The organism is Phyllobacterium sp. 22552, assembly GCF_052044585.1.
GTDB lineage: Bacteria > Pseudomonadota > Alphaproteobacteria > Rhizobiales > Rhizobiaceae > Phyllobacterium > Phyllobacterium ifriqiyense.
Genome location: NZ_JBQENG010000003.1, coordinates 89437 through 111149, shown reverse-complemented (window position 1 = coordinate 111149; position 21713 = coordinate 89437). Strand labels below are relative to the sequence as shown.

The following is a 21713-nucleotide window of genomic DNA, read 5'->3' as shown; positions in this document are numbered from 1 at the left end:
TGGTTCGGGTTATTGGGTCAACATAACTTTAGAGAAGTCATACGTGCAGCCTGTGGTCAGGTCGTATTCAAAATCGGGATCGGTGCCGCCCCCGTCTTCCCAGCCATGATGCTCCTTCTCGCCCTTGCAGTTCATGAGATCGTCCATGACAAAAGCATCTTTTTCTTCCGCCGTAGTCGTGGTTGCGCCGTTCAACGCCAATCGCCACGCATCATATCTTCTGTTGCTTTTAACCAAGAAAGCATGGGCACTATTCAGCCGCTTACTATAGTCACTGAAAGTGAGATTTTCAGGGATGTTCGTTAGCTGTTCGCGCGAATTGGTTGTCGCGACACATTTCTTCTGCAACGACCCATCGCGATTTTTTGGGTTAACATAACCAATGGGACAACCTTCCTTTTTCACAATCATAGTGAAGTAGAGTTCACTCACTTCGCCCAATGCAAACGTCTGCGCTTTGTTTACCTCAGGCTTAGAAGTACCTTGCCCGTCCACTTGCTGGGGATTTGTATATTCGATTGAGGCAACCTCGTGTTCCGTTCCATCTTTCCTAACGGCGATCATGGATATCTTTTTATAATAGATTCCCTTGACTTTCGTTATGTTGAAGGTCGCCTCAGTGGGTGAAATTGCGCTCGAAGCTACCGCTTTCACTGCTACGTTTATTGTGTCTTGGTTCAGTACCTTCATAAATGTCGTACCCATCGACGTCGACAGTGTAAGAACGATCTGCGGTGGAATGCTTTCAATTGCAGTGACATTCTTGATGATTCCGCGTGCGTCGTAATCCGCAACATTCGCGCGTAAACTTTCAAGAATGCGCGCATTTACCGGCTTGAGGTCCTTGCCATCATAGATCTCTGCACCCGACAGCACGGCTGCGTCCGCTGCGTTTTGCAGTTGCGAACGATCGCTGCTTGCGCGGGTATAATCCACGGCAAGCCCGGTCATTCCCACCATAGGTACGAGCAACAATGCAAATGTGACGGCTGTCGCGCCACTACGGTCTTTCAGAAAGTTTCTTATTTTTTTCATGGCCCACTCCAGTCGCTGGGCAGACCATTGATTCAGCCATGTGAATGACGGCTTATGAAATTCATTCAGATTTTCACCATTCTGCATTCAAGCAGTAAAGAGCGCCTGAATGTTCAGCAATGGTAAAAATCCGGTGAACCTTACAGCTCTATATGGATGCTTCCGGCCGGACAAAACCCTCGCTCGCCAAAAGAAGATTGCGCGTGTAATCTTCCTTGACTGCGTGGCGGGCAAGGTCTGTCGCCGACAGGCGCTCCACCTCTGCGCCATTCTGCATCACCATCAGCCGGTCGCACATATGGGTGACCACCGCCAGATCGTGGCTGACCATCAGGAAGGTCAGCTTTCTATCCCGCCTTATCTGCTCCAGCAGGTTGAGAACTTCCGCTTGTACCGAAGCATCAAGGGCTGATGTCGGTTCATCAAGAAGCAGGATTGAAGGCTCCAGGATCAATGCACGGGCAATGGCGACCCGCTGGCGTTGACCGCCGGAAAGCTGATGCGAATAGCGAAAGCGAAAGCTTGAACCAAGCCCCACTTCATCAAGCGCGCGCAGGATACGTTTTTCGATATCGGCAAAGCCATGCACGACCAATGGTTCCAGCAACAGCCGATCCACGGTCTGGCGCGGATGCAGCGAACCATAGGGGTCCTGAAACACCATTTGCACTTCACGGTAAAATGCCTTTGTCCGGGACGAGCCAAGGGTCTTGCCATTGACTGTGATCGCGCCGCCGGTAACAGGTGCAAGTCCCGCGACGGCTCGCAGCAAGGTTGACTTTCCCGAGCCGCTCTCGCCCACCAGACCAAAAGACTCGCCCTGCTGGACGTCCAGACTGACGCCGCGCAATGCGCGAAAACGATCATACTTCACTTCAAGATTTTCGACACTGAGAGCCGCCACTTGCAGATTGTTCATGCGGCCCACTCCGGCTTGCGGTCAAGGACCGGCAGCGGATGCCGGTCGGTGCCGATCTGCGGCATGCAATTCATCAACCCGCGTGTATAGGGATGTTTTGCGTTCTTAAGGTCTGCAGCGGCGATTTCTTCGACGATCCGTCCTGCATACATGACGATAACGCGGTCGCAAAAGGAGGAGACCAGCCGCAAATCATGGGAGATGAAGATCAAACCCATGCCGCGATCCCGCACCAGATTGTCGAGGATTCGCAGCACATCCAGCTGCACCGTCACATCAAGCGCGGAAGTCGGTTCATCCGCGATCAGCAGCTCCGGTCCGGTCACCAGCATCATCGCGATCATGGCGCGTTGTCCCATGCCGCCGGAAACTTCATGCGGATGCAGATTAAAGACCCGTTCCGGATCACGTATCTGCACAGCAGCAAGCATGTCGAGCGCGCGCTTGCGCGCCTCGGCTTTGCTCACCTTTTCATGGGTACGCAGCGTTTCAACAATCTGCCTGCCGATGCTCATCACAGGATTGAGCGAATATTTCGGGTCCTGGAGGATCATGGCGATGCGGTTTCCACGCAGGCTTCGCCGCTCCTTTGCCGAAATATCCAGAAGATCCATTCCGTCAAAATTCAACGTATCGGCAGTGATCTTTGCGTGATGTGGCGTCAGCCCCATGATTGCGCGCCCGGTCTGGGATTTTCCTGAACCGGACTCGCCAACAATGCCGAGCCTTTCGCGACCAAGCGTGAACGAAACGCCGCGCACAGCATCCACGACGCCCGTGCGGGTCGGAAATTGCACGCGAAGATCCTTGACTGTCAGCAAGGCGCTCATTGGTTGTTCCCCCTTGGATCGAGCGCATCGCGCAAGCCATCGCCAAGAAGATTAAAGCCCAGACTGACGATGAGAATTGCAAAACCCGGTGCGGCTGCCACCCACCATTGATCCATGATGAACCGGCGGCCGGATGCGATCATCGCACCCCATTCAGGCAATGGCGGCTGTGCGCCCAGACCAAGGAAACCGAGGCCTGCGGCGACCAGGATAATTCCGGCCATGTCGAGTGTCACACGGACGATCAGAGATGAAAGGCAAAGCGGCATGATGTGGCGCAGGACGATACGCATGGGTGATGCACCCATGAGCTGCACGGCGGCAATATAGTCGGAATTGCGCACGGTCAGCGTTTCAGCTCTGGCAATGCGTGCATAGGGTGGCCACGAGGTGACCGCTATGGCAATGACGGCATTCTCAATGCCAGGTCCCAGCGCCGCCACCAAAGCGAGAGCCAGAATGAGCTTTGGAAATGCCAGGAAGATATCGGTGAGCCGCATAAGAATTGCGTCTACCCAGCCTCCGGCATAACCGGCAATGGTGCCGACAAGCAGCCCAATCGGCGCGGCGATGATCGCCACGAGAACAACCACATAGAGCGTCAGACGCGAACCATAGATAAGGCGCGAAAGAATATCGCGGCCCTGATCGTCTGTGCCGAGCCAATAATCGCCACCGGGCGGCAAAAGCCGTGCATTGCGCAGATCGCCTGCAACCGGTGAATGCGGCGCAAGCAGAGGAGCGAATAGCGCCACCAGCACCAGCGCAAAAATGATGCCAAGTCCGATCACGGCGAGCCTGTTGCTGGCAAAACGGCTCCAGATCAAATAAGCGCGGCCAAGCCGGGCCTGCATACGCGATTGCGGCCGGTCGCTCATCAGCCATTCGCGGCGGGAAATTGGTTTTGCGATCTCGCTCATCGTGCGCGCGTCCGTGGGTCAAGTAGCCGATACAGAAGATCGGAAAGAAGGTTGATGGCGATGAACACGGCACCAATGATAATCGTGCCGCCGAGCACCGCATTCATGTCGGCATTTTGCAGCGAATTGGTGATGTAGCTGCCAAGGCCTGGCCAGGAAAAGATCGTTTCGGTCAACACCGAGCCCTCAAGCAGATTGGCAAAGGAGAGCACAATCACAGTCAGCAATGGCACTGCCGCATTGCGCAGGGCATGGGCCCAGATGATGCGGGTTTCGGACAGGCCCTTGGCGCGCGCCGCAACAATATATTCCTGCTCAAGCTCGTTCAGCATGAAAGAACGCGTCATCCGGCTGATATAGGCCAGCGAAAAATAGCCCAGTACTGAGGCGGGCAGGATGATGAAGCTGAAAATATTGCGGAATACTTCCCAATTGTTCTGCAAAATCGCGTCAAGCAGGTAAAGGCCGGTAATCGGCGTAAACGTGTACTCGTAGACAACGTCGATACGTCCTGGTCCCGATACCCAGCCAAGCTTGGCGTAAAACAGCACGAGACCGAGCAGCCCCAGCCAGAACACCGGCACTGAATAGCCGATAAGTCCGATAACTCTGACAATCTGGTCGAGGATCGTGCCTCGCTTGACGGCAGCAAGCACTCCAAGCGGAACACCAATAAACGCGCCAATAAGCGTGCCCAGTGTTGCCAATTCGAATGTAGCGGGAAAGACGCGGATAATATCGGTCATAACCGGATTGCTGGTCAGAACGGAATTGCCGAACTCACCCTGCAGGACACCCTTAAGATAAAGGAAAAACTGCTGGTAGAGCGGCAGATTCAGTCCGAGCTCTTCACGCACACGCGCCACGACGTGGGCAGGCGCGCGATCGCCTACAATGGCCAGCGCGGGATCGATCGGGATGACACGGCCAATGAAAAACGTGACGGCCAGAAGACCAAGAAATGTGATGGCGCCAATGAGCAGAAACCTGCCCACGGCCCAAGCGAAGTTTGAAGCCCAGGCGCCTGAGCGCCTGGCCTCCAATTGCATGTCAGATGTGCTCACCGGTACGGATTCCGGATTACTTCGTTACATTGAAAACGTAGTTGGTATCAAATGATGGACCAAGCTTGAAGTTCTTGATGTTCGCACGCAGTCCTGCCACTTCCGTCTGCTGGAAGATGATGATGAAGGGGCTGGTTTCAAGCACTTTCTTCTGTAGGTCCTGATACATTGCCGCGCGCTTGGCATTATCACGCTCCAGCAGGGCTGCCTTCGTTTCCTTGGTCAGCTCCGGCACATCCCAGGCATTGCGCCATGCGAGTGTCTTGTTGGTGCCGGTATCAGCATTGTCCGTATTGCTGGTGAAGGTCTCGGCGTTGGAATTCGGATCCCAATAATCCACGCCCCACTGACCAATATAGGAATCATGCGTACGGGCACGATATTTGGTCAGGGTCTGCTTACCGTCGCCCGGGATGATCTCCATTTTCACACCTGCCTGCGCAAGCGTTTGCTGGACTGATTCAGCAATACCCGTCACCGGCTGGTTGTTACGCACATCCATGGTGAAGGAGAAGCCATCCTTCAGCCCGGCTTTCTCGAGCAGTTCCTTGGCCTTAGCCACATCCAGCTTGAACGGTTTTTCATCCAGCTCGCCCAGAATATTCTTTGGCAGGAAGGTCTGGTGGATATCACCGGCACCTTTGATCAGCTGTTCGCCGATGGCATCATAATCGACCAGATATTTAAACGCCTGCCGAACTTCCGGCTTGGCCAGGTTTTCATTTTTCTGGTTGAGGCTGATATAATAAATCGTTCCCTTCGGCGCACTGACCGTGGTGATGTCCTTGTTCTTGGTAACCTGCTCCATATCATTTGGTTCAAGATTACGGGCGACATCAACATCGCCTTTTTCAAGCAGAAGGCGCTGCGCCGCGCTTTCCTTGACGTGGCGATAAATAACACGGGCGAGCGGAGCCTTGGTGCCATAGTAATTGTCATTACGCTCCAGAACGATAATCTCGTTGGCGCGCCAATCGCGAATTTTCATCGGCCCGGAACCCGCATAATTCGTCTTCATCCAGGCATTGCCGAAATCATCATTGACGATGTGCTCGGAGATCAATTTCTTGTCTACAACCGAAGCAACGGTCGATGTCAGGCAATTCAAGACGAAGCTTGGTGCATAAGGCTGATCGACAGTGAAAACAAAAGTGGACGGATCAGCCGCTTTTGCCTTTTCGGTCACATTGTCCTTGTTCAGGCCAAACTGCGTCAGAATGAATGCCGGGCTCAGATCGAGCTTGACGGCACGCTCAAAGGAATAGGCAACATCTTCAGCGGTAAGCGGGTTGCCGGAAGCAAATTGCAGATTGGGCTTGAGTTTGAATGTATAGGTCAGGCCATCATCGGAAACCGTCCAGCTTTCGGCGACATCCGCAACGATCTTGGATGGATCATTGATGTCGAGCCGTACCAGCTTGTCATAGGTGTTACCGTTGATCTCGCCCATGGTCAGCTCAAAAGCTTCACCCGGATCAAGCGTGATGACGTCATCAATCGCCCATGCCTCGACCAGCGTATCGGCGGGCGTTTCGGCGAAGGCCGGCATGCCCGACAACATTACGGCGGAGATGGCCGCGCTACCGAGCATCATGCGGAACTTTGGGTTCATCTTGGTCATCAACATTGTTCTGGTTCCCTGTTTAGAGCTATTGGCCGGAATCTCTTGAGCTTGTTCCGAACCTTTGTTTATTTTTATTGTTCATGCCAGGCTGAGCCAAGCACGCGCAGCCAGTTTTTACGACAGATTTTTGCAAGATCATCCTCACCATAGCCAGCCTCGCGCAATGCTTCGACCAGTTTCTGGTTGCCGCTTGCATCAGCAATTTCGCCGGGGATTTTAGCACCATCGAAATCAGAACCAAGTGCCACGCAATCAATACCCATGCGATTGACCATATAGTCAATATGACGAACCATATCCGTCAGCGGTGTGTCGGCATTTTCGCGGGCGTCGGGACGCAACATGGCCACGGCGTAATTCAAGCCGACAAGCCCCTTGCTTTCGCGGATTGCATCAAACTGCTTGTCGGTAACATTGCGCGCGACAGGCGTCAGTGCGTGCACATTGGAATGGCTGGCAACCAGGGGTTGGTCGCTGAGACGTGCCACGTCCCAAAAACCCTTTTCAGTTATATGCGCGAGATCAATCAGAATGCCGAGGCGGTTGCATGCCTTGACCAATTCTTCGCCTGCCCCTGTCAGACCGGGACCCGTATCGGGGTCCATTGGATAGGCAAACGGGACGCCATGCGCGAATATGTTGTTCCGGCTCCAGACCGGCCCCAGCGAACGTAAGCCAGCTGCATAAAACACATCAAGTGCCGACAGATCAGCACCAATCGCCTCGCAGCCTTCCATGTGAAGAACTGCCGCAAATTGATCCTGATCGATGCATTCGTTGATTTCCGCTGTACTCCGGCAGAGTTTCCATCCGCCTGCCTGCTGCAACCGGAGGGCTATAGAAGCCATTTCTAACGCAATATCGAGCGATGGAGCGCGTTCAAGCGGCGCTGCAAGCGGTGTCGAATAATGGCCATTGGCATCCGGAGCCTTGAATGCCAAATCACCGGACGGAACGTAGATGGCGCAAAGCCCGCCAACCAGACCGCCTTTCAGTGCACGCTTCTTGTCTATATGGCCTAAACTTGTTCCTTCGATGAATTCCTGAACCGGATCCGTTCCGCTTTTCGAATGTTTCCACAACCGGTAGAGCACGTCGTTGTGACCATCGAAGACTGGCTGCATTTCAATTTCCGTTCAGATTTATCAAAAGCCTTGCACCGGCGGATAATCATTTCGTCGAATATCCCAGCACCAATTCTGCCAAAAGATCACGCCCGCAATGAACATTCAAGGGAGTTGTTAGACAAAAGTATAAATACAAGGCTGCCGGACAATTTGCCCACGCATTGTGCACTTACCGAACGTGGCTAGGAGCGCAGCCAAGACACAGCAAGGCGATAATCTTTTGATTACCGCCTTGATATTGATCGCAATGTTTGGAGTGATAAGCGATGCTGTGTTTGTTAAACGTCCAGATTTGCTACGCTGAGCGCATTGTCCTGAATGAACTCACGACGCGGCTCGACATCATCGCCCATCAGACGTGAGAACAGGCTGTCAGCGTCGGTCGCATCGTTCACCTTCACCTGGAGCAGCGAACGTGCGTTTGGATCAAGCGTGGTTTCCCAAAGCTGATCAGCATTCATTTCGCCCAGACCCTTATAGCGTTGCAGCGAAAGCCCCTTGCGGCCGGCGGCGAATACCGCTTCGAGCAATGAGATCGGGCCGGCAATCATATCGGTTTTTTCCTTGCGGCGCAGAACAGGCGGCTTGGAATAAATCTCATGCAGACGGGCGGAATAACGATCCAGCTGGCGCGCGTCAGCCGAGCCAATCAGCGCCATATCCAACGTTACGGTCTCTTTGACGCCGCGCAATGAGCGCTCAAAAATATAGCCGTCAATACCATCATCAGGCGTTGCAAGACGGCCGCTCCAGCCCTTTTCCGTTTCTTCGGCAATAAGGTCGAGACGCCCTGCAACTTCTGTCACCAGCGCTTGAGCGCGTGCCGTATCGGAAATGGCTTCGGGGTTCAGAGCACCGGCAATTGTTGCCTGCTCGACAACCGCCCGGTCATAGCGTGTATTCAGGCCCTGCAGCAGATGGCGAACAGCCATCGCATCATTGATCACCGCACGCAGATCGGAACCAGCGCGAACTTCGCCGCTGTCCAGCTCCATCGAAGCTTCTTCCAAACCGGATTCAATCAGGAATTCTTCGTAGGCGACTTCGTTCTTGAGATATTGCGAGGATTTGCCGCGCGAGACCTTATAAAGCGGTGGCTGTGCAATATAGATATGGCCACGCTCGATCAATTCCGGCATCTGGCGGAAGAAGAAGGTCAACAGCAGTGTACGAATATGAGCACCATCGACGTCAGCGTCGGTCATGATGATGATCTTGTGGTAACGCAGCTTGTCCGGGTTAAACTCATCCTTGCCAATGCTCGTGCCCAGCGCCAGGATCAGCGTGCCGATCTGGTCGGATGAAAGCATCCGGTCGAGCTTCACGCGCTCCACATTCAAAATTTTACCACGAAGTGGCAAAATGGCCTGGTTTTGACGCGAGCGTCCGCCCTTGGCAGAACCACCGGCGCTATCACCCTCGACGATGAAGATTTCCGACTTGGCCGGATCTTTTTCCTGACAATCGGCAAGTTTGCCCGGCAGTGAGCTGATGCTGAGCGAGTTCTTGCGGGTGATGTCGCGCGCCTTGCGCGCGGCTTCGCGGGCCGAGGCTGCCTGAATAACCTTGTCGACCAGCACCTTGCCTTCAGTCGGGTGCTCTTCAAGCCAGGTCGACAATGCCTCATTGACCAGACTTTCCACGACAGCACGCACTTCCGAAGAAACGAGCTTGTCCTTGGTCTGCGACGAGAATTTCGGGTCCGGCACTTTTACCGAAAGCACGGCTGTAAGGCCCTCGCGGCAATCATCGCCCGTCAGTGTTACCTTGGCTTTCTTGGCCTGACCGGTGCTTTCCGCATAGCCGGTCATCTGACGCGTCAGCGCGCCACGGAAACCGGCAAGATGCGTTCCGCCATCGCGCTGCGGAATATTGTTGGTAAAGCACAGGACATTCTCGTGATAGCTGTCATTCCACCACATGGCGACTTCAACAGTCGTATCATCCCGCTCGCCGCGAATATAAATCGGCTCGCCTACGAGCTCCTTCTTGGAGCGGTCGAGATATTTCACATAGGCAGTCAGTCCGCCCTCGTAAAACAGCTCCAGGTCGACCGGATCGGCATGACGGCGGTCAGATAGAAGAATACGCACACCGGAATTCAGGAAGGCCAGCTCGCGCAGGCGATGTTCCAATGTCTTGAAATCGAATTCAACCATGGTGAAGGTTTCGGTCGAAGGCAGGAACGATACTTCCGTTCCTGTGAGGCCTTCAGAATCGCCGGTCACAACCAGCGGACTATCCGCCACACCATGCGTGAAGCTCATCTCATGAATCTTGCCCTGACGGCGAATCTTCAACTTCAGCCAGACAGACAGCGCATTGACAACCGAAACACCAACGCCGTGCAAACCGCCGGAGACCTTGTAGGAGTTTTGGTCAAACTTACCGCCCGCATGCAACTGGGTCATAATGACTTCGGCAGCGGAAACGCCTTCCGAGTGCATGTCGGTGGGGATACCGCGGCCATTGTCGGTGACAGTGCAGGAACCATCGGGATTGAGCGTCACTGTAACGCGGGTCGCATGACCGGCAAGCGCCTCGTCAATAGCGTTGTCCACGACTTCGTAAACCATGTGGTGAAGGCCGGAACCGTCGTCCGTGTCACCGATATACATTCCGGGGCGCTTGCGAACTGCATCCAACCCCTTGAGAACCTTGATGGACTCCGCGCCATATTCCGGCGAGGTTTCGGTTGTCATCTCGGGTGTTTCACTCATGTAAATTCAATCTTTTCTAAAGGCAGGAACAGTGCATCTGTCCTTATAGCATATCTTGGGCGAATCATGCCCAACCTATGCTTAGATATAGTGATTTCTGTGGGTTTTTCCAATTCATGCCGCATGGCTGTCCACGGATGATCGTTAATCTGCGCCAGCACTATGGATAATCTGTGTCCTAGCGGGGTAATTTTGACATTCATGCTCCATCCGCCCGCAGGCTCCTATGCAAATGTCAAATGCGTAAACTCCACTAGAAATATATACTTACCTTTGGTTTTGTTGATTTTGAGCTTGGCTACTGGCGGGACCGAACGGACGGGTCGTGGAAACACGACCACCAGCGCTTTGAAAAAGGTTTCAAGCGCATTGGCGAGCAGCCTTGAATAACCACTCGCTGTGCATTTGGAACCTTGCCAGGAACTGGCCCTGGCTCTTGGCATCATCGTCTGGCCGCAACCATTCCGGACCGCCCAACTAATTCCGGGCCGCCCAACTATTCGATAATCTGTATTTCCTTTGAGGCCGGCCTTTTTATGGGTGACTGCGCATCAAAAAAACCTTTGACCTCGCTATATCGAAGGCTGCCATCCTGATCACGGTCAATCAGTGCGAAATTATCGACAAAGTACCCCACTCCTGCCCTATTGGCAGATTCGATAGTCACCAGATGCGTCGAAGGATCCGCAGCGCGGTCAAAAAGCGCACGAATGCGCGCGTCAACCGCATTGAGCACCGTTTCAGGCGTGATTGGCATAGCGGTTCTTTCGACCGCGCTCTTGGCTGGAGGGTATATTCTCCCCGACATTATTGCGCCAAATTCCGGGGGCTTTGTCAGCGTGATAACATCATCGGCAGCCGATCCGGCAACCTGCAAAACAACCGAAGATATAATCGCCACGGTAAAGACCATTCCACGCTTCATGGGTTCCTCGCTTCCGGAAGAGCGGCATTGAACGCGGCAAGCTTCACCACTGCTGGCTGGTCATAAAAGGCATCGAGTTCAGCGAGCACCTTTTCATAGCCATCCGTCCTGCCCGGACCAATCCCATGCCCGCCAAGGTAGGTTTTTATCGGGATTCTGGAGGACAGATTTGCATTCTCTATATCCACCTCCGTCTTATGGAAGGGCGTATTGAGATCATAATAGCCGTGCTGAATAAGAACCTTCAGATTTGGATTTAGTGTTACGTCGAAAGTCAGATCGGGAATGGCACTTGCAAATCTGTCGCCTGTAACTGACAAATGCTGATCCGGCATATAGTTCCAATGAAGGATAATTTTGCCATTGCTGCCGAGATATCTTGATTTCGCTTTATAGTCGGCAAATCCTGCCAGATAGGATTTGATGTGATCGTAATTAACGTCAGTGCGATCAACGACTGGATCGACCGTGTCTTTCTCCAGAAAATATCGCCCATCATTCATCTGTAATGTCTCTTGAGGGCTGAACCTCTTTACAAACTCCCTGCTATCCATATTCGGATTTGCAATCCATGGATTGCTGTCCGCGCCTTCGCCCAGCTTGTACAGTTTCCCTATCCCTGTGATTTTATACAATCTATTGAGGAAAACTTCAGATTCTGGTTTTTGAAGATAGATGTTCCATTGCGACCGATCGGATATTTTCTGGTCAACGCTTTTAAACACACTTTTGTAGAGATTGTTGAAAGTGACCGCGAAAAGCCTTGCGTCACCCAGAAAGGCTGGCAGATCAAAGTCTGGCTTTTCGACCGACTTGTCATGAAATGCCTTTACCATTGCATATGTTGGCTGAACGCCATGACAGGAAACGTAGCGAGAAGAACAATCGCTATTGATATCAAGAATTGGCGAATTCAGGATCAGACCACTTAAGACCTTCGCTGGTTTTTTGCTGGGATCAGGCAGATAACCACTTTCACCCTTTTCTATCAGCAACTGCGCGATGATCGGCACGCGAAATCCGCCATAGGAAACGCCGTAAATATATTTTGGCGAGCTCTGGCGATTATTGGCGTTGATGTAGCGTGTGATGAAGCTGCGCAAAACTTTTGCATCGCTGTCGACACCCCAAAAATCCTCGTTTTTATTTGGCCAGATAGCTTCAGAATAACCCGTGCCTACCGGATCGACAAAAACGAGGTCCGTTTTGTCCAGTATCGTATTGGGATTATCCTTCCAGAGCAGAGTTTTCGCTTTGTCCGAGGCATCGTCATCGTAACTCTTGGGGCCAAGGAAGCCCAGATCAAGAGCCGCTGATGCGCCACCCGGGCCGCCATTGAATACAAATGTAACCGGCCGGTTTTCTTTTGGCAGATCATCACGCGTATAAGCCGTGTAGAAAATAGCGGCATCGGCATCTCTATAGTTCAGACCCGTTCCAATAGGTATCGAGCCTGTCGAAATCAGATGACCAGCGCTTGCGGTAAACTGTACCGGTATCCCCTTCACGGTAATTTTTTGCGACTTGCTTGCCGGCTCCTCGCTAACGGACGAGCGTGAAATGCCATCCTCAGGTCCGTAAGAAAAGACAGCAGAGCCAGGTGTCGGCGCATCAATCTTGGGAACAACGGTTACCTGCGGTGTAAATGATGATGGCGCTTTTTCAGGCTCTGAATCTGAGCCACCACTACAGGCTGAGAGAAAAACTGCAAGCGTCAGCCCGCACAAGCGATAATGCATGATTAAAAACCTCACAGTATAAATATTTCTGCAATAAGATATTGATATTATTACGTAATACTTTGGTCGTATAATGCCGAAATTAAAATAAAATATTGCCCGAAACCGATCTCACTAGAGCTCAAAGGAGGCTTAAGGTCAAGAAAATTACTGCTGTTTCGGCCTTTCCATTTTCCCCTCTCTTCGTCCTGGCTGGGCGAAACTTGTGGACATGAGACGCAATCATACCCACATCGCAATTATGGAGGCGCAATGGATATTTTGAAAACCGCATTCACACCCCCGGCACCCGTTCCCCGTACCGGACCTGTCGGTACGCTGCAATTGATCCGCACCATCTATCGCAATCCGCTGGAGCTGTGGGGTGAGCCCTCCTATAACGAACCTTGGGTATCCATTGATTGGTCTTTCGCCCATACGATCATTGCCAATGATCCCGGCCTCATTCGTCATGTCCTTGTCGACAATGCCAAGAACTACAAGATGGCGGCTGTACGCCAGCGTATCCTGCGTCCGATCCTGCGCGACGGGTTGCTGACGGCCGAGGGCGATACGTGGAAGCGCTCGCGCAAAGCCATGGCACCCGTGTTTACGCCGCGCCACATTAATGGCTTTGCGACAAGCATGCAGCGCGCGACGGAAAATTTCGCTGAGCGTTATGACGGTCATAGCGGCATAACTGATGTTTCGCGCGACATGACCATGCTGACCTATGATATTCTGGCCGAAACCCTGTTTTCAGGTGAAATTGCAGGCGATCCTGACCAGTTTTCGCATGAAGTCGATCGGCTTTTCGAGACCATGGGGCGGGTTGATCCATTTGATCTTCTGGGTGCGCCGGAATGGTTGCCGCGCTTTACCCAAATTCGTGGACGCCGTGCTCTCGCTTTCTTCCGGCAGATCGTGGCCAACACGATTGAGATGCGCAAAGCACGCATGGATAAAGAGGGCGACAAGGTTCCAAACGACTTTCTCACTCTGCTCCTGCGTGCGGAAGGGCCCGATGGCCTGTCGCGCGCCGAGATCGAAGACAATATCATTACTTTCATCGGTGCAGGCCATGAAACGACCGCACGCGCGCTTGGCTGGACGCTTTATCTGCTGGCACGAGCGCCATGGGAACGCGATCTCATCGAACAGGAAATCGACGCCTTCATGGATCAGCGCGATATGCCGCCGCCGCATGAATGGCTGGATGCATTGCCCTTTACGCGCGCCGCGTTCGAGGAGGCCATGCGGCTCTACCCACCCGCACCATCAATCAACCGGGAGCCGATTGAAGATGATCAGTACCAGGACTTGAAACTGCCTAAAGGGTCAGCCGTTCTGGTCATGCCATGGACCGTGCATCGGCACCGTCTTTATTGGGATCAACCTGACGCGTTCATACCGTCGCGTTTTCACCCGGAAAACCGCGGTAAGATTGATCGCTTCCAATATCTGCCCTTCGGTGCCGGTCCGCGTGTGTGTATTGGTGCCAGTTTTGCCCTGCAGGAAGCCATCATTGCATTGGCCGTGCTGCTGCATCGTTATCGCTTTGATATGGCAAGCTCGGTAAAACCCTGGCCGGTGCAAAAGCTGACAACGCAGCCAAATGGAGGTCTGCCAATGAGTGTTATTGCAAGGCGTTGATGTATTGCGTGGTTCTACAGGCTCACCATGAGGAAGATGGATGATTGCAGGGAGTCAGTATTTGCGATGTATCTGCAATATTGATGATTAGCGTTCAGCCCACCCCACCCTCCTCATGGTGAGCCTGTAGAACCACGCAATACTTTGATGCATGCATTCGCTTGATTTCACAGGAAATTTAATGTACTTATATTTCTAGTGAAAGGACATGCCATGCGAACCAACGCACAACACAAAACTGAAACACCCAGCAAGACCACCGTTGTTTCCAAGGCATTGCTACGCTCTGCCGAATTGCTCGGACTGACCGCCAAGGAGCTTTCCAATATTGTCGGCCTGTCGGAACCTAGCCTTTCGCGCTTGAAGCGCAGCCTTGATGGCTCGCCGCTCACCGGCAAGAGTTACGAGCTTGCCCTGCTCTTCATTCGTCTCTACCGGTCACTGGATGCCATTGTCGGCGGCGATGATGCTGTGGCGCGTCAGTGGATAAGAACCGATAACACCATGCTCGGCGGCAAACCGCTCAACCGTATCAAAACCATTGACGGTCTCACCCATGTCCTCGCCTATCTGGACGCCCGACGCGCTCCGATCTGAAGCCCATGTCCTGCATGGCGCCTGCTGGCGTCTGGTCGAAGCGCAGCACCGTGTTTCTACAATGAAGCTTGTCGACACGCTTGATGAGCAGGCTTTGCTTGAGGATGAGCTGGAGGCCACCAAGCCGCCACTGCCAGCCAATTGTGCGCATCTTGACTACCTGCTGGCCACACCTTTTCGCTATGGTCGATATCCCGGCAATTCAAGGTTCCGGCGCGAAGGGTATTCGCCCGGCGTGTTTTATGCCAGCGAGGCTGTTGAAACAGCCGTTGCTGAAACCGCCTTTTATCGACTGCTGTTTTTTGCCGAAAGCCCCGGTACTCCATGGCCGCACAATGCACTGGAGTTCACTGCCTTCGAGGCGCGCTATGCCACCACCAAAGCGCTCGATCTAATGGCGCCGCCTTTTCTGAAGCAGGCCGCGCAGTGGACTCACCTCAGCGACTATTCCGCCTGTCTCGACCTTTCTGATAAGGCGCAACAGGCAGATATTGAGTTGATCCGCTATCAATCGGTTCGCGACCCTGAAGGCGGTGCCAATCTAGCACTGCTTTCATGTGCCTGCTTCGCGCTGCCGCGACCAACCAAAATGACAACTTGGCGGCTGCATTTTTCAAGCTATGGCGTCAAGGCAATCTGCGACCAGCCAGATTTGCGTCTAGGCTTTGACCGGGAAACATTCGCTGCCGATCCGAGGATGGCCGCGGCCGGACGCGCCAATTAATCCAGCCTTTCCGCATGCCAGGCAATGTGGTCGGCCATGAAGGTCGAAATGAAGAAGTATGAATGGTCGTAGCCGTCACGCATGTTCAGCGTCAGCGGAATACCTGCCTTCTCACAAGCTTCCTCAAGTAGCCAGGGCCGCAGACCATCGTCCAGAAAACCATCGGCTTTGCCCTGATCGACCAGTAATTCCGGTAGGCGATATCCGTCTTCGATCAAGGCAACAGTGTCGTAGGCACGCCAAGCCGTTTCATCACTGCCGAGATATTTCTCGAATGCCGGGCGCGACCAGCCAGCAACCATCGGCCTGGCTATTGGGGCGAAAGCGGAAACGGATTTGAAGCGGCCGGGGTTTTTCAGCGCCAAAGTGATCGCGCCATGGCCACCCATGGAATGGCCGAATATACTCTGGCGCTGCATATCGATTGGAAAGTTTGCTGCGATCAGTGTAGGCAATTCTTCGGCAATATAAGTCGCCATGCGATAGTTTTCGGCATAGGGCGACTGCGTTGCGTCGAGATAGAAACCGGCGCCGCTCCCAAACTGCCAATTGTCCTTTTCGTCCGGGACATTCTCCCCGCGTGGGCTGGTATCGGGACAGATGATCGCAACGCCAAGCTCTGCGGCAGTGCGGCGATATTCTCCCTTGTCCATGACATTTTGATGCGTGCAGGTCAGGCCGGAAAGATACCACAAGACGGGCACAGGCCCTTCTTTTGCCTGCGGCGGCAAGAACACTGCAAATGTCATATCGCACAGGCACGCATCGCTGCGATGGCGATAAACACCCTGCGTTCCATCAAAGCTTTTTGCGACTGAAAGGGTTTCCATGATTGTCCTTATGACTATTCTTATTGGCCAAGCGAGACGGCAACATTGACCGCAGCGGCAACAAGCACCGTGTTGAAAAAGAACGATACAATCGCATGTAGCAGGTTAATCTTGCGCATTTGGGTACTGGTGATACCCGTATCGGAGGTTTGCGCCGTCATGCCGATGACATAGGAAAAATACAGGAACTCAATCCCGCCAGGTTCCTTGCCACCGGGAAAATCCAGCCCGCCAACATGTTTTTGTGTCTTTGTCTTTGCGCCTTCTGCACTCTCATCGGGCTGCCAGTAAAGATGCGCATAATGAATTGCCGTCATCATGTGGATGGTCAGCCAGCCGAGAGGCACTGCGGCCAATGCCAATGTGAGATCAAGGGGCTGCGGGTTCTGGCCTGAATTGATCAGGACAAAAAGCGAGCCCACGGCCACGACCACCGCGCCAAATGTGACCGTGAAAATGATCCATACGGGCTCGTCGGATTTGGCCGCATTGCGGCGCAGATAATCTGCCGTCAATTTTGGGATTCTGATCGTTGTAAAGCCCAAATAGACGAGAAAGAACGCATTGGCAGAGATAACATAGGCAATGCGTGGCACAAAGGCCAAGCCCAATCCCAAAGCTGCAAGCCCGATGAGGGCGGCAATGTAAAAAGGCTTATGCCGCTTGTTCATGGCCACTACTCGGATGTCACAACGGCTGGACGCTGCATATCAATATGGGGGATATTATCCTCCAGATATTCCTCCGACACGGACACGAAACCGAACGAGGCGTAAAAGCGTGACAAATGGCTTTGCGCCGAAAGCTTGATCGGGCTTTCCGGATAGAGCCGTTCGCATTGCGCAATCGCCTCAACCATGATCCTGTCGCCCAGGCGTTGTCCGCGATGTTCCGGCGAAACCACAACGCGCCCGATCCGGGCCGCCGGATCGGTTTTGGCCGGTTTGCGGATACGCGCGCTTGCCACCAGATTCTTGCCGCTCAATATTCGCAGATGCAAGGCATCGGCGTCCTTGCCGTCCAGTTCCGGATAGGCGCATTTCTGCTCGACGACAAAGACATCGACGCGCAGTTTCAGCATGGCATAAAGATCGCGCGGCGACAGCTCGTCCAGCCCGCAAAGGACGACCTTATAGGCATTTGCTTCCATCAGAAGGTCACGACGCTGCGAATGGACTTGCCTTCGTGCATCAGGTCGAAAGCCGTATTGATTTCCGGCAAAGGCATGGTGTGCGTGATCAGGCTATCAATATCGATCTTGCCCTCCATATACCAATCGACGATTTTCGGAACATCAGTACGTCCGCGTGCGCCGCCAAAAGCAGTGCCGCGCCAGTTACGACCCGTAACCAGCTGGAAAGGCCGCGTTGAGATTTCCTTACCTGCTTCTGCAACGCCGATCACGATACTGGTGCCCCAGCCGCGATGACAACATTCCAGTGCCTGCCGCATGACATTGGTATTTCCGGTTGCGTCGAATGAAAAGTCCGCGCCGCCGTCGGTCAGATCCTGAATGGCGGAAACCACCTTATCATTGCCAATCTCTGTCGGATTGATGAAATGGGTCATGCCGAATTGCTTTGCCATTGCCACTTTGCCGGGGTTGAGATCGACACCGATGATCTTGTCCGCGCCCACCATGCGAGCGCCCTGAATGACATTGAGGCCGATACCACCCAGACCGAATACAACGACATTCGCGCCGGGCCAGACTTTGCCCGTATAGATCACGGCACCAATGCCGGTGGTGACGCCACAGCCAATGTAGCAGATTTTGTCAAAAGGCGCGTCCTCGCGCACTTTTGCCAAGGCAATCTCTGGCAAAACAGTAAAGTTCGAGAAGGTCGAACAGCCCATATAGTGGAACACTTCACCGCCATCGCAGGAAAAGCGGCTTGTGCCGTCCGGCATGACACCCTGCCCTTGCGTGGCGCGGATGGAAGTACACAGGTTTGACCGTTGCGACAGGCAGGTTTTGCATTGGCGGCATTCCGGCGTGTAGAGCGGAATCACGTGGTCGCCGACCTTCAGTGATGTGACACCGGCGCCAATTTCGCGCACGATCCCTGCACCCTCATGGCCGAGAATTGCCGGGAACTTGCCCTCGGAGTCCAACCCCGACAAAGTATAGGCATCCGTATGGCAGACACCGGTCGCCATGATCTCGACGAGAACTTCGCCGGGCTTGGGTCCGCCAATCTCGATTGTTTCGATGGTCAGTGGCTTGTTGGCTTCCCAAGCGACGGCAGCGCGCGATTTCATGAATGTGTCTCCCAATGCGTCTTCAGTGATTTGCTCACTATCAGGATCGCAGCCCGGATCGTCAATCAAATCGGCGACATTTCTCGTCATGAAACCGCTTTGTCGCAGATGATTGTTTTCCGCTTCAACATTAGAAATCAATGGACTTGGCTCGGGAAAAATTGTCAAAGGCGACGATAACAATTTGCGGATATGCCGTGACAGTTCTTCCAACCCTGCCCGTCACCGAAATCTTTCCCACTCTTGATAGAGCGCTGGATGCAGGCAATTCTGCGGTGCTTGTCGCCCCGCCCGGTGCGGGTAAAACCACGCTCATTCCCCTGCACCTGCTTGATGCGCCATGGCGCGGCGAACGCACGATCATCCTGCTTGAACCCCGCCGTCTTGCCGCCCGCGCTGCGGCCAGCCGCATGGCGAGCCTGCTGGGCGAAGAGGTCGGCACAACCGTCGGCTATCGCATGCGGCTCGAAAACAAGGTTTCTGCCAAGACCCGCGTCCTCGTTGTGACCGAAGGCGTTTTCGCCCGGATGATCCTCGACGATCCTGATCTGACAAACATAGCTGCGGTGCTCTTTGATGAGTTTCACGAGCGCAGCCTTGATGCGGATTTTGGTCTTGCGCTCGCGTTGGATGTGCAGGCCGCCCTCCGTCCCGATCTCAAATTGCTGGTCATGTCGGCAACATTGGACGGTGCGCGCGTTGCTAGGCTGCTCGGCGATGCGCCTGTGCTTGAAAGCAAGGGGCGTTCTTTCCCCATCGACATACGCTATCGCGAACGCAGGCCGGACGAGCGTATCGAAGATGCCATGTCGCGGGCAATCCGTGATACGCTTGCCGATGAGACCGGCAGCATTCTTGCTTTTCTTCCCGGTCAGCGCGAAATCGAACGGACTGCCGAAGCGCTGCAAGGCCGTGTCCCTGCCGATACGATGATCGTGCCGCTCTATGGCGCGCTTGAAGGACGCGATCAGGATGCGGCAATCAAGCCGGCACCATTTGGCAAGCGCAAAGTCGTTCTCGCCACCTCCATTGCAGAAACATCAATCACTATTGACGGCGTTCGGGTCGTCATTGATAGCGGCCTTGCCCGCTTGCCTAAGTTTGAACCCGCAACCGGCTTGACGCGGCTGGAAACTGCGCGCGCGGCACGGGCTGCCGTGGATCAGCGCGCGGGTCGTGCAGGACGCACGGAGCCGGGTATTGCAATACGCCTTTGGCGTGCCGAACAGACCGCTGCGCTTGAAGCCTTTGCTCCGCCTGAAATTCTGGAAGCAGACCTGACGGGTCTTGTGCTGGATTGCGCTGCATGGGGCGTTTCTAACCCCGCAACGCTCGCCTTTCTCGATGCTCCACCTGCCCCGGCGATCAAAGAAGCAAAGAGCCTTTTGGAAAATCTTGGCGCACTGGACAAAGACCACCGCGTTACCCCCATGGGCAATGAAATGCGTGCGCTGGCTCTGCCTGCCCGCCTTGCCCATATGGTGCTGACCGCGCGCGAACGGGGGCAGGCATTACGGGCTGCCGAACTTGCAATCCTCCTTACCGAGCGTGGACTTGGCGGCAATGACATAGATCTCGATGTAAGGCTTTCCCGCTTCCAGCGTGAGCGCGGTGATCGCGCCACCCGTGCCCGTGGATTAGCAAAGCGTCTGGCAGGGTCTGGTCCCGTTGCGGCGGAAGCTGACAGCGTTGGGCGGCTGCTGATCGGTGCCTATCCTGATCGCATTGCCAAATCGCGTGGCAATGGCCAGTTCACTCTGGCCAATGGGCGTGGCGGCGAAGTTGATCCTAGCTCTGCACTTGCCAAATCCCCTTGGCTCATTGTGGCGGATCTTTCAGGGCGTGCCGGACGCGCGCGTATTCTTGCTGCTGCCGAGGTAAGTGAAGCGGAAATACGCGAGGCTATGGCGGATCGGATCGTCAGCGGTCGGCAGGTCACCTATGATGCTTCGCGCAATGCGCTTCAGGCCCGCGATGCCATCCGGATCGGCGCCATAGCCCTGTCAGAAAAGACTATGCCCGCCCCAACCGGTGAGGAAGCTGATCTTGGGGTGATTGCTGCTGTCAAAACCCATGGGCTTGATATTCTCCCATGGTCAAAGGAGGCGCTGACATTGCGCCGCCGCCTTGCCTGGCTGCATCAGGGTTTGGGGGCGCCTTGGCCCGCCATGGATGATGACACCTTGCTTGCCACGCTTGACGATTGGTTGAAACCCTTCCTCAAGGGTGGCGCGCAGCTTAACCAAATTCCCGCGCATGTACTGATCGAGGGATTGCGCTCTACCGTTCCCTACGATCTGCAACGCAAGATTGAAACTCTCGCCCCCACGCATTTCGAAGTTCCCACAGGATCAAATATCCCGATCCGTTATGATGAGGGTGAGCCGGTTCTTGCCGTGCGAGTGCAGGAACTCTTCGGACTGGCGACCCACCCGGCCATCGCCAATGGCACCATACCGCTCTTGCTGGAACTTCTTTCGCCGGCGCACCGTCCGATCCAGATAACCCGCGATTTGCCCGGATTCTGGAAAGGCTCCTGGGCTGATGTTCGCAGCGATATGCGCGGTCGCTATCCCCGCCATGTCTGGCCGGAAGATCCTGCCAATGCAGCACCGACGGCCCGCGCCAAACCACGGGGAACGTGAGGTGGTTTCCAGCTAATTGCATCTCGACAGACAAGCCCCGTCGAACCACGCACTATACTCTCGCAACACGCAGCCTCCGTTACCCTCGCCGAACTCTCCAATTCCATTTTTGCCACATTT

Annotated in this window: 18 protein-coding genes; 4 read left to right on the top strand and 14 right to left on the bottom strand. The window is 54.2% G+C overall.

Translation table 11 applies throughout. The features are described from left to right. Positions 1-9 precede the first annotated feature (9 nt). From ACTJI9_RS07710 to ACTJI9_RS07665, 10 genes are all read right to left on the bottom strand, one after another. The gene (locus ACTJI9_RS07710; RefSeq protein ID WP_440807050.1) at positions 10-1035 is read right to left on the bottom strand and encodes a TadE/TadG family type IV pilus assembly protein; all 1026 of its coding nucleotides are present in this window, start codon (positions 1033-1035) and stop codon (positions 10-12) included. Positions 1036-1183: 148 nt separating this feature from the next. Continuing rightward, a complete protein-coding gene (locus tag ACTJI9_RS07705; protein WP_307282238.1) occupies positions 1184-1954 on the bottom strand; it encodes an ABC transporter ATP-binding protein in 771 nt (256 codons plus the stop codon). Continuing rightward, positions 1951-2784 (bottom strand): ABC transporter ATP-binding protein, encoded by an 834-nt coding sequence (locus ACTJI9_RS07700; protein WP_307282236.1) that lies wholly within the window; start codon positions 2782-2784, stop codon positions 1951-1953. Before ACTJI9_RS07700 ends, ACTJI9_RS07705 begins: the two co-directional genes overlap by 4 nt. After that, the gene (gene nikC, locus ACTJI9_RS07695) at positions 2781-3704 is read right to left on the bottom strand and encodes a nickel transporter permease (RefSeq protein WP_115051496.1); all 924 of its coding nucleotides are present in this window, start codon (positions 3702-3704) and stop codon (positions 2781-2783) included. The genes ACTJI9_RS07700 and nikC overlap by 4 nt, the downstream gene beginning before the upstream one ends. After that, on the bottom strand, positions 3701-4753 hold the full coding sequence (locus ACTJI9_RS07690; protein ID WP_115051497.1) for an ABC transporter permease: 1053 nt from the start codon (positions 4751-4753) through the stop codon (positions 3701-3703). The genes nikC and ACTJI9_RS07690 overlap by 4 nt, the downstream gene beginning before the upstream one ends. A 31-nt stretch (positions 4754-4784) precedes the next feature. Then, positions 4785-6392: an ABC transporter substrate-binding protein gene (locus tag ACTJI9_RS07685; RefSeq protein ID WP_115051627.1), complete on the bottom strand. Its 1608-nt coding sequence runs from the start codon at positions 6390-6392 to the stop codon at positions 4785-4787. 71 nt (positions 6393-6463) lie between these two features. After that, complete coding sequence (locus ACTJI9_RS07680) at positions 6464-7516, bottom strand: dipeptidase (protein ID WP_336440724.1); 1053 nt, start codon at positions 7514-7516, stop codon at positions 6464-6466. Positions 7517-7797: 281 nt separating this feature from the next. Beyond that, a complete protein-coding gene (gyrB, locus tag ACTJI9_RS07675) occupies positions 7798-10239 on the bottom strand; it encodes a DNA topoisomerase (ATP-hydrolyzing) subunit B (protein WP_115051499.1) in 2442 nt (813 codons plus the stop codon). A gap of 496 nt (positions 10240-10735) precedes the next feature. Next, positions 10736-11164, bottom strand: a complete 429-nt coding sequence (locus tag ACTJI9_RS07670) for a hypothetical protein (RefSeq protein WP_440807046.1) — start codon at positions 11162-11164, stop codon at positions 10736-10738. Further along, positions 11161-12903: a S10 family serine carboxypeptidase-like protein gene (locus ACTJI9_RS07665; protein ID WP_440807044.1), complete on the bottom strand. Its 1743-nt coding sequence runs from the start codon at positions 12901-12903 to the stop codon at positions 11161-11163. The genes ACTJI9_RS07670 and ACTJI9_RS07665 overlap by 4 nt, the downstream gene beginning before the upstream one ends. 252 nt (positions 12904-13155) lie before the next feature. On the opposite strand from ACTJI9_RS07665, the gene ACTJI9_RS07660 reads away from it, so the two are divergent. The 3 genes from ACTJI9_RS07660 (at position 13156) to ACTJI9_RS07650 (ending at position 15856) form a co-directional block, all read left to right on the top strand. Then, complete coding sequence (locus tag ACTJI9_RS07660) at positions 13156-14535, top strand: cytochrome P450 (RefSeq protein ID WP_440807041.1); 1380 nt, start codon at positions 13156-13158, stop codon at positions 14533-14535. 213 nt (positions 14536-14748) lie between these two features. Beyond that, a complete protein-coding gene (locus ACTJI9_RS07655; RefSeq protein ID WP_115051504.1) occupies positions 14749-15132 on the top strand; it encodes an MbcA/ParS/Xre antitoxin family protein in 384 nt (127 codons plus the stop codon). After that, positions 15092-15856, top strand: coding sequence for an RES family NAD+ phosphorylase (locus ACTJI9_RS07650; RefSeq protein WP_115051505.1), 765 nt, complete (start codon positions 15092-15094; stop codon positions 15854-15856). The genes ACTJI9_RS07655 and ACTJI9_RS07650 overlap by 41 nt, the downstream gene beginning before the upstream one ends. Here the strand turns inward: ACTJI9_RS07650 and fghA are convergent. The 4 genes from fghA to ACTJI9_RS07630 are packed head-to-tail and all read right to left on the bottom strand — an operon-like array spanning position 15853 to position 18948. Then, entirely contained in the window at positions 15853-16686 is an 834-nt protein-coding gene (fghA, locus tag ACTJI9_RS07645; RefSeq protein ID WP_354342746.1) for an S-formylglutathione hydrolase, read from the bottom strand. The genes ACTJI9_RS07650 and fghA overlap by 4 nt on opposite strands. Positions 16687-16706: 20 nt before the next feature. Beyond that, on the bottom strand, positions 16707-17363 hold the full coding sequence (locus ACTJI9_RS07640) for a DUF1345 domain-containing protein (RefSeq protein WP_354342748.1): 657 nt from the start codon (positions 17361-17363) through the stop codon (positions 16707-16709). Beyond that, positions 17363-17836 (bottom strand): GNAT family N-acetyltransferase, encoded by a 474-nt coding sequence (locus tag ACTJI9_RS07635; RefSeq protein WP_115051508.1) that lies wholly within the window; start codon positions 17834-17836, stop codon positions 17363-17365. The genes ACTJI9_RS07640 and ACTJI9_RS07635 overlap by 1 nt, the downstream gene beginning before the upstream one ends. After that, positions 17836-18948, bottom strand: coding sequence for an S-(hydroxymethyl)glutathione dehydrogenase/class III alcohol dehydrogenase (locus ACTJI9_RS07630; RefSeq protein ID WP_115051628.1), 1113 nt, complete (start codon positions 18946-18948; stop codon positions 17836-17838). Before ACTJI9_RS07630 ends, ACTJI9_RS07635 begins: the two co-directional genes overlap by 1 nt. 197 nt (positions 18949-19145) lie before the next feature. On the opposite strand from ACTJI9_RS07630, the gene hrpB reads away from it, so the two are divergent. Beyond that, on the top strand, positions 19146-21593 hold the full coding sequence (hrpB, locus tag ACTJI9_RS07625) for an ATP-dependent helicase HrpB (protein ID WP_440807039.1): 2448 nt from the start codon (positions 19146-19148) through the stop codon (positions 21591-21593). Positions 21594-21713 lie beyond the last annotated feature (120 nt).